This is a genomic window from Verrucomicrobiota bacterium (assembly GCA_016871495.1).
Classification (GTDB): Bacteria; Verrucomicrobiota; Verrucomicrobiia; order Limisphaerales; family VHDF01; genus VHDF01.
In genome coordinates, this window is the sequence record VHDF01000032.1 from 42,002 (window position 1) to 51,259 (window position 9,258).

Sequence of the window (9,258 nt, forward strand, 5' to 3'; positions counted from 1 at the left end):
CATGGGCAGAACGGCTGGTCGTCCGCCAAACGCTATGGACCCAATCGACCGCTTCTGCCATCCTTCCATCCATGGTCCATTCCGCCCGCTTGACTTGGAAAACGGTTCTTTCGCGCGTCTTGGGCTTGCTCAGTTTCGGATTCCTGATCGGCAGTTCGGCGCCCGCCCAAGCCGCGGCCACGGTCGACTTCCAAAAAGACATCCGCCCCATTCTTTCCGACCACTGTTTCAAATGTCATGGACCGGACGAGGCGGAACGCAAAGGCAAACTCAGGCTCGACACCCGCGAGGGCGCTCTGCAGACCGCTTCGGGTCAGGTCGTCCTCGTTCCGGGCAACGCCAAAGCCAGCCCGCTCTGGCAAAGGTTGGTGACGTCGGATCCGGACGAGAAGATGCCCCCGGCCCAAGCGAAAAAGCCCCTGACAGAGGCCCAAATCGCGAAGATCCAAACTTGGATCGATCAAGGCGCGCCCTACGCCTCGCATTGGGCGTTTTCTTCGCCGACACGCCCTCCCATTCCGTCCATCCCCGATTCCAAACCCTCCCCGCATCCCATCGATGCCTTCGTCAAAGCCCGGCTGGAACGAGAGAAACTCTCCATGGCGCCGGAAGCCGACCGCACCACGCTGCTACGACGGCTTTCCTTGGACTTGATCGGCCTGCCTCCCGCGCCTTTCGAAGTGGGCGCCTTCAACGCCGACCGGAGCCCCGGGGCTTACGAAAGGCAAGTGGACCGCTTGTTGAAGTCCGAACACTACGGCGAGCGATGGGGGCGGCACTGGCTGGACGCCGCGCGTTACGCCGATTCGGATGGGTTCGAGAAGGACAAATCCCGGGCCGTCTGGTTTTATCGCGACTGGGTCATTCAATCCCTCAACCGGGACCTGCCTTACGACGCATTCCTCGTCGATCAAATTGCCGGGGATCTGCGTCCACGAGCCACTCAGGACCAAATCGTCGCCACCGGTTTTCTTCGCCACGCGATGTTGAACGAGGAAGGCGGGGTGGACCCCGAGCAATTTCGGATGGATGCCATGTTCGACCGCATGGATTGCATCGGCAAGAGCGTCCTCGGCCTGACGATTCAATGCGCCCAATGCCACAACCATAAATACGATCCCCTCACCCAGGAGGAGTATTACAAATTGTTCGCGTTTCTGAACAACGACCATGAAGCCCAGCGGGTCGTTTATGCAGCGGATGAACTGATGAAGATCGAGGAAATCAAACGTTCGATCGGCGAGCATGAATCCAGGCTGCGGGAGGCTCATCCCAACTGGGAGGAGCAGATGGCCGTCTGGGAGCGCGGACTCAAGGCGCCTGATCGCTGGACCAGTCTTTCGCTCACGAACGCCGGCGATCACGGCCAGCGTTACCTCGCGCAAGCCGATGGCTCGATCTTGGCCCAAGGCTACGCTCCCACGAAATTCACCACCCACCTGCGCGGCCACCTCACCGAAGCGCACATCGGCAGCTTCCGAATCGAGCTCCTGAACGATCCCAACTTGCCTTGCAACGGCCCGGGACGCTCGTTCATGGGTACCTGCGCGTTGACAGAGTTCGCCGTCGAAGCCACCGATTTGGCAGAACCCACCAACAAAATCACCGTCCGATGGACCAAGGCGACGGCGGATTACGCCAATCCGGAACGGGAGCTGGAATCGAATTTTTACGATAAAACGGACAAGCGCCGGGTCACCGGCCCCGTGAGCTTTGCCATCGACGGCAAGGACGACACCGCCTGGGGCATGGACGCCGGACCCGGTCGGCGGAACGTCCCGCGACAGGCCGTTTTTGTTCCCGAAAAGCCGCTGCGTTTTCCCAAGGGCGTCATCCTGGATCTCAAACTACGCCAGAACCATGGCGGGTGGAATTCAGACGACCACATGAACAACAACCTCGGCCGATTCCGGCTGAGTTTTGCCGAGTCCACCCAAGCGGAAGCGGATCCCCTGCCGCCCAGGCTCCGTGAAGTCCTCGCCAAACCAGCTTCGGAAAGAACGCCGGCTCAGAAATTGGCGCTCTTTTCCCACTGGCGGGCAACGGTTCCCGCCATGGCTCCCATCAACGAAAAAATAGAGCAGCTCTGGCAGCAATGGCCGGCTGGGTCCACAACTTTGACCTTCCAATCCCGCGACGAACCCCGCATGACCAGCCTGCTCAAGCGCGGGGACTGGCTCAAACCCCTGTCGAAGGTGGACGCGGGCGTGCCAGCCTTCATGCACCCGCTCCGCCCCGGCAGCGAACCCGCGCGCATGCGCTTCGCGCTGTGGCTCGTGGACCGAAGTTCGCCCACCACGGCACGGGTCATCGTGAACCGCGTCTGGCAAACCTATTTCGGCACCGGGTTGGTGGCGTCCCCCGAGGACTTCGGGGTCCAGAGCGAAGCCCCTTCGCATCCGGAACTGCTCGATTGGCTGGCCGTGGAATTCATGGATACCGGCTGGAGTTTGAAAAAACTCCACCGCCTCATCGTCACTTCCAAAACCTACCGCCAGCATTCGCGCGTCAGCCAGGAACTCCTGGAAAGGGATCCCTACAATCGACTTCTGGCTCGCGGCGCGAGGCTGCGGGTCGAGGGAGAAATCGTGCGGGACATCGCGCTCGCGGCCAGCGGCCTGCTCAATCCCAAAATCGGAGGGCCGTCCCTCTTTTCGCCCGCACCCGAATTCCTCTTCCAACCTCCGGCGAGTTACGCCCCTTTTCCCTGGAAGGAGGAAACCGGGCCGGACCGGTATCGCCGCACCGTCTACACCTTCCGCCGCCGTTCCACCCCTTACCCTTCCCTGCAAATCTTTGACACTCCGAACGGTGACGCGGCGTGCGTGCGCCGTTTGCGCTCCAATACGCCCTTGCAGGCGCTCGTCGCCCTCAACGACCCGGTCTTTGTCGAATGCGCCCAAGCCCTCGCCAAAACCACGCTCGATCACGGCGGCAATTCTGACTCCGAACGCGTTCGCTACGCCTTCCGCCGAGTGCTCTCCCGCGCTCCCTCGAAAGACGAGGAGCGGGAACTCCGCGGCTTGGTGGAACGACAGTCAAAACGCCTGGCCGAAGGCTGGATCTCGGCCTCCGAGATCGCCACGGGCAAATCCGCCCCGCCTCAGGGATTGAAGGGATCCAGTCCAACTCAATGGGCTGCCTACACCGTTTTGGCCCGGGTGCTGCTGAATTTGGACGAGACCATGACGAAGGAATAGAAAGACCAGCACGCTCATGAATAGAACCACACGGTCGCAAGACTTGGCTTTGGAGTATCGGCGCTACCGGACGCGGCGATGGTTTTTCCGGGAGTGTGGAGTCGGTCTGGGCTCCATCGCGTTGGGCTCGCTCCTCGCGGATCCCACGCTGCAAGCCGCCGCCCAAGCAGGATCCAATCCCCTCGCCCCCAAGCATCCCCACTTCCATGGGAAGGCCAAACGGGTCATTTACCTCTTCATGGCGGGCGCACCCAGTCATCTGGAACTCTTCGATTACAAACCCGAACTGGCCAGGTTCAACGGCAAGTTGCCGCCCGCGGAACTGCTCCAAGGTTACAGGGCGGCGTTCATCAACCCCCAATCCACGCTGCTCGGACCCAAGTTCAAGTTTGCCCGGCACGGAAAATCCGGCGCCGAACTCAGCGAACTCCTCCCGCATCTGGCGGGCGTGGTGGACGACATCGCGATCGTGAAATCGCTCCATACCGAGGCGTTCAATCACGCTCCGGGACAAATCTTCATGAACACCGGGTCGCAAATGTTCGGACGACCCAGCCTGGGAGCGTGGACCACCTACGGTTTAGGGAGCGTTTCCTCGGATCTGCCGGCGTTCGTGGTCTTCAGCTCCGGCTCGAAAGGCACCAGCGGCGGCGCGTCCAACTGGGGCTGTGGATTCCTCCCCTCGCTTTACCAGGGCGTGCTGTTCCGGAATTCAGGCGATCCCGTGCTCTATCTGTCCAATCCCAAAGGCATGGACACCGAAGTACAGCGCGATTCCCTGGATGTCCTTCGCAAGTTGAACGAGAAGCGCCTGGGTGCGGTGGGCGATCCTGAAATTGCGACGCGCATCAATGCCTATGAAATGGCCTATCGCATGCAATCCGCGGCCCCGGAGCTGATGGATCTTTCCAAAGAACCGAAGTCCGTGATCGAAGCTTACGGCGCGGAACCCGGCAAAGCCTCGTTTGCCAACAACTGTTTGCTCGCACGCCGGTTGGTCGAGCGAGGCGTCCGTTTCGTCCAACTCTTTCACGAAGCCTGGGATCAACACGGCAATTTGGTCAAAGACCTGCAGAAAAACTGCCGTGACACGGATCGAGCCTGCGCCGCCCTGGTGAAAGATCTGAAGGATCGCGGCATGCTGGAAGATACCCTGGTCATCTGGGGGGGCGAATTCGGCCGCACGCCCATGGTGCAAGGCGGAGACGACGGGCGGGATCATCACCCGAATTGCTTCACCATGTGGATGGCGGGAGGCGGAACGAAGCCCGGTATCTCTTACGGGGAATCGGATGAATTGGGATTCAATGCCTCACGCGACAAGGTCCACGTGCATGACCTGCACGCCACCATCCTGCACGCGCTGGGTTTCGATCACACCAAACTGACCTATCGATTCCAGGGCCGAGATTTCCGCCTCACCGACGTGCACGGCCACGTCGTCAAAGATCTGTTGGCCTGAAGTTTGGCCGGCATTCAAGCTGAGAACGTTTGTTCGCGAGCCGGGCCGACGGAAACGATCGATAACTTCGCGCCCGTCAACTCCGCGACGGCCTTGAGATACTGGCGTGCCGCCAGCGGCAGATCCTTCCACCGCCTCACCGATTCGGTGGAACGCCGCCAACCGGGGAATTCGACATAGATCGGACGGCAAGCCGCAAAATCCTCAATGCGATTCGGAACATGATCCAATCGGCGCGACCCAACGCGGTAGCCGATGCACACCTTGACGACTTCGAGCGTGTCCAACCCGTCGAGATTCGTCACCGCGATATCGTCAATCCCATTGACGATCGCCGCTTGCCGCGTCACCACCGCGTCCAGCCAGCCGCAACGGCGGGCTCGACCTGTCGTGGCGCCGAACTCGCGGCCCATGCCGTGCAAAAGATCACCCAGGGCCGGATCCTCCGTCGGCAGCGGACCTTCACCCACGCGAGTCGTATAAGCCTTCATCACCCCCACCACGCGATCGATGCGGTTGGGCGGAACCCCGGACCCCGTGCAAGCCCCTCCCGCCGTCGTATTCGAGGAAGTCACGAACGGATAGGTTCCGTGGTCGATATCCAGAAACGTTCCTTGCGCGCCCTCAAAGAGAACTTCAGCGCGCCGCCGGGTCGCCGCGTGCAGGAACACGACGGTGTTGGTCACATGGGGACGCAATCGCGAAGCCGCCTTGGTCAGGTCCGCCAAAACCTTCTTGAATGAAAGCGGCCGGACTCCTCCCGCCACGAGCACCCGGTTGTTTTCCTCAACGCGTTCCCGTAACAACTCTGGAAAGCGTTTCGCATCCAGGAGATCGATGACGCGAAGGCCCACTCGCGCGGCCTTGTCCCCATAAGCCGGTCCGATCCCGCGCTTGGTCGTTCCGAGTTTGCGCGATCCCTTGGCCAACTCGCGCAAGGCGTCGAGTTCGCGGTGATAAGGCAACACGACGTGGGCCGTTTCGCTGAGCCAAAGGCGTCCAGCCACCTCGATGCCAAGCTTCTTCAATCCGTCGATCTCGCCCACGAGCGATACGGGATCCACCACGACGCCGTTGCCGATGACGCAGATTTTGCCCTGGCGCAGAATGCCGGACGGAATCAGGTGGAGGACATATTTGTCCCTGCCCACATAGACGGTGTGCCCGGCGTTGTTGCCGCCTTGCGAACGAACGACGATTTCAGCCCCCTCGGTGAGGACGTCGATGATCTTACCCTTGCCTTCGTCGCCCCATTGAGCGCCGACGAGGATCGTATTGGCCATATGCGCGAATCGAATTGAGCCCTCGCCGCAATGAAAAAGCCCCGAACGTTCCAGTCGGGGCTCTCATGCGGCGGAAACGCTGTGACCCTAGGCAAGCTTCAAGGACCCTGTCAAACACCTTTGTCCCGTTGAGTTCGACGCCGGTGCATCCCGATGTTGCCGGTGATGCAGGTAGGGCGCGTCCGTCCCGGCGCGCCGCCGGAGCATGATGTTTTGCATCCCGTGGGCGGCGGGCTGGGACAGGCCCGCCCTACCAACAACATCGGGATACACGGGTTCGACGCGGTGCCTCCAGAGGTTGTCGGTGACCGGGTTATCGTGGTCACGCAGACAGCCCTGTCTGCTGTTTCGCAGGCTGCCCAGCCTGCGCCACACGACAAACAACCTCTGGATGCACTGGCTCGACGGCTCGACGCATGCACGGGCAAACGTTTGCGGCAACGCGAGACGACAAAGCCTCCTCCCGAGCGGCGCGAGTCGGCGCCTTGAACCGGAAATTTCCTTTTGGTCGCGGATCACGGGAGCAGCTTCCGGATCCGAGAGAGCGTATCCCGGCCGCCTCGTCGGGTGGCTAGAGAAGTTCGATCACGATGGCGGTTGTGTTGTCCCGTCCGCTGTTCCGGACCGCATGGGCAACCAACTTTTCCGCCGGGTCTTCCTTGGCGGGCCAAGGAACGGATGGACGCAGCACATCGAGCAGGCCGGTGTCGAACAAGCCATCGATGAGACCGTCGCTGCAAATGAGAAACTTGTCGCCCGCCTCGCATTTCACCACGCCCACCTGCGGATCGACAAATTGATTCCCGCCCCCGAGCGCCTTCTGCAGCACGTTCCTTCGGGGATGCGTGCGTGCTTCCCGATCGTTAATCTGCCCCGTGCGCAACAACCAACCCACATAGGTGTCATCCTGGGTGACTTGTTTCAACTCCCCCGTGCTTTGGGGAAGATAGTAAATCCGGCTGTCCCCCACGTGCCCCAAGTACATTCGCCCGGGCACAAACCAGCACAGGCTCAGCGTGGATTCCATCCCCGCACACTCGGCATACACCCGTCCGTGCTCAATGAGCGTGCGATGAATCTGGTCGAACAACTCGGCCAGCACATCGGGGATGCCCGCCTCCAGGCCGGCAGCCGCCAACTGAAAACACCGCGGCAAAAGCGTGGTGAGGCGTTCCGTGGCAATGTGGCTCGCGTATTCCCCGGCGTTGGCCCCACCCATGCCATCACTGACCGCGAAGGCGAAATCAACCGACGCGCTCGAAATCTCGCCGCTCTTGCCCAGGCGATGAATCTCTTTGCCGTCGTACATCAAACCGAGAAAGGAATCCTCGTTGTTCTTGCGATAGCGACCGACATCAGTCCAGCCGTGCCAGCGCAACCGGCCTTTGGGTTTTCCGCGTTTGGCGTAAGACATGAAATAAACAAATCAACCGGGCTGAAGAATGGTCGCGAATTCGAAATCAATGACGCAAAAACGTCCGTCCGAGGGACGATAGGTCACATTGCGCATCTCCGGGTCGTCGTGACGGACACCGAAACTCTCCAACTCCGCGAAGAGTTCCCTCGTCCGTTTCTCGTCCAGGTGATCCACGCGTCCACCGCAACTGGACGTAATGAGCTTCAATTGCCCGGCATCGGCCTCCAGCACCCGCGGCACAAAAAAACATCCCTTTCGCTCGAGGTAACGCAGCACCTTGACCTCGTTGGCGAAACGTTCCGCGGCGTTCGGACCGTGAAACACCTTTACGACGCGTCCGTCGTAGGTCAGATGCACGGTGGATCGCAAGGTGTCCTTGACTTTCAGCATGGCGGGCGGTCGTGGTGATGACGGGACTCGTTAAAATGGGATGATCGGAAATGAAACCGGTGTTCCGCCCAAGGAATTCATGGCTGAGCGGTCAAATGCAAGATCGGAACGTCTCCGTGTCTCGTTTTGATCAGATTGCGCAAAAATCGCCACCATCGCAGAAGGAAAGTCGAAAGCCCATGGAGACCCCGATCCATCGATACACGATTGATGATCAATCACAAACATCGACCAAACCGGAGCGATCATGAAAAGAACTTGCGATGGGCACGCATGGTGCTCATGGTCGGCCGTTCAAAGTGCTTTTCGGGGGCTCCGGCTCCCGCGAGATTAGAACCGTACAAACCCAAAAATACTCAGCGCACATGGCCAAATACAAACTCGAATACCTCTGGCTCGACGGCTACGAACCCGTCCCGAACATCCGCGGTAAGACGAAAGTGGCGGATTACAACAGCTTCCCGAAACTGGATCAACTTCCCCTCTGGGGTTTCGATGGCAGTTCCACTCGCCAGGCCGAGGGACACAGCTCGGATTGCATGTTGAAGCCCGTCGCGCACTTCCCCGATCCCACCAAAAAGAACGGCGTGCTGGTCATGTGTGAAGTCATGATGCCGGACGGCAAGACTCCGCACGCGAGCAATTCCCGCGCGACCATTCTTGATGACCCGGACGCTTGGTTCGGTTTCGAACAAGAATACTTTCTCTACCAAAACGGAGTTCCCCTCGGCTTCCCCTGTGGCGGCGGTTATCCTTTTCCTCAGGGCGAGTACTACACCGGCGTGGGCTACCGGAACGTCGGCGACGTCGCCCGCGAAATTGTCGATACGCACCTCGACCTCTGCCTGGAAGCGGGCATCAACCACGAAGGCATCAACGCCGAGGTCGCCAAAGGACAATGGGAGTTCCAAATCTTCGGCAAGGGTTCCCGCAGCGCGGCGGATCAAATGTGGGTCGCACGCTATCTCATGATGCGCCTCTGCGAAAAATACCGTGTCGACGTGAATTTCCACTGCAAACCTCTCGGCAAAGACGTGGATTGGAACGGCTCGGGCATGCACACCAATTTCTCGACCAAACACATGCGTGAAGTGGGCGGCAAGGAATACTTCGAAGCGCTGATGGCAGCCTTCGACAAATACAAGAACGAACACATCGCCGTGTATGGTCCGGACAATCATCTCCGCCTCACCGGCCTGCACGAAACTCAATCCATCGACAAGTTCAACTATGGCGTGGCCAACCGTGGCGCCTCGGTCCGCGTCCCCCATAGCTTCGTGAACAATAACTATCGCGGCTACCTCGAAGACCGCCGCCCCAACAGCCAGGCGGAACCCTACAAGGTGACCAGCCGCATCCTGCAAACGATTGCGACGGTACCGACCAAGGCCGCCAAGCCGTCGAAGGGCAAATAACCAGCGGCTTCCGAACGGCATTCATAAACCAGCGCCCGCAAGGGCGCTGGTTTTTTTTCTGCCGCCCGCATCCAGAGGTTGTCGGTGACCG

Annotated in this window: 7 protein-coding genes; 4 read left to right on the plus strand and 3 right to left on the minus strand. The window is 60.1% G+C overall.

The features are described from left to right. The first annotated feature begins 71 nt into the window (after window positions 1-71). Window positions 72-3,200, plus strand: a complete 3,129-nt coding sequence (locus tag FJ404_09250; protein MBM3823055.1) for a DUF1553 domain-containing protein — start codon at window positions 72-74, stop codon at window positions 3,198-3,200. A 16-nt stretch (window positions 3,201-3,216) separates the two neighbouring features. Then, window positions 3,217-4,662, plus strand: coding sequence for a DUF1501 domain-containing protein (locus tag FJ404_09255; protein MBM3823056.1), 1,446 nt, complete (start codon window positions 3,217-3,219; stop codon window positions 4,660-4,662). A gap of 14 nt (window positions 4,663-4,676) precedes the next feature. On the opposite strand, the gene FJ404_09260 is transcribed toward FJ404_09255, so the two are convergent. Further along, window positions 4,677-5,945 carry an adenylosuccinate synthase gene (locus FJ404_09260; GenBank protein ID MBM3823057.1) on the minus strand — a complete coding sequence of 423 codons (1,269 nt, stop codon included), beginning with the start codon at window positions 5,943-5,945 and terminating at the stop codon, window positions 4,677-4,679. A 153-nt stretch (window positions 5,946-6,098) separates the two neighbouring features. On the opposite strand from FJ404_09260, the gene FJ404_09265 reads away from it, so the two are divergent. Then, window positions 6,099-6,434 carry a hypothetical protein gene (locus tag FJ404_09265; GenBank protein MBM3823058.1) on the plus strand — a complete coding sequence of 112 codons (336 nt, stop codon included), beginning with the start codon at window positions 6,099-6,101 and terminating at the stop codon, window positions 6,432-6,434. Between the two features lie 82 nt (window positions 6,435-6,516). Here FJ404_09265 and FJ404_09270 read toward each other — a convergent pair whose 3' ends face one another. Both FJ404_09270 and FJ404_09275 read right to left on the minus strand, forming a co-directional pair. Further along, on the minus strand, window positions 6,517-7,359 hold the full coding sequence (locus tag FJ404_09270) for a serine/threonine-protein phosphatase (GenBank protein MBM3823059.1): 843 nt from the start codon (window positions 7,357-7,359) through the stop codon (window positions 6,517-6,519). Window positions 7,360-7,371: 12 nt separating this feature from the next. Next, on the minus strand, window positions 7,372-7,752 hold the full coding sequence (locus FJ404_09275) for a serine/threonine protein phosphatase (protein MBM3823060.1): 381 nt from the start codon (window positions 7,750-7,752) through the stop codon (window positions 7,372-7,374). Window positions 7,753-8,117: 365 nt separating this feature from the next. Between FJ404_09275 and FJ404_09280 the strand changes: the two genes are divergently transcribed. After that, window positions 8,118-9,167, plus strand: a complete 1,050-nt coding sequence (locus tag FJ404_09280; protein ID MBM3823061.1) for a glutamine synthetase — start codon at window positions 8,118-8,120, stop codon at window positions 9,165-9,167. Window positions 9,168-9,258 lie beyond the last annotated feature (91 nt).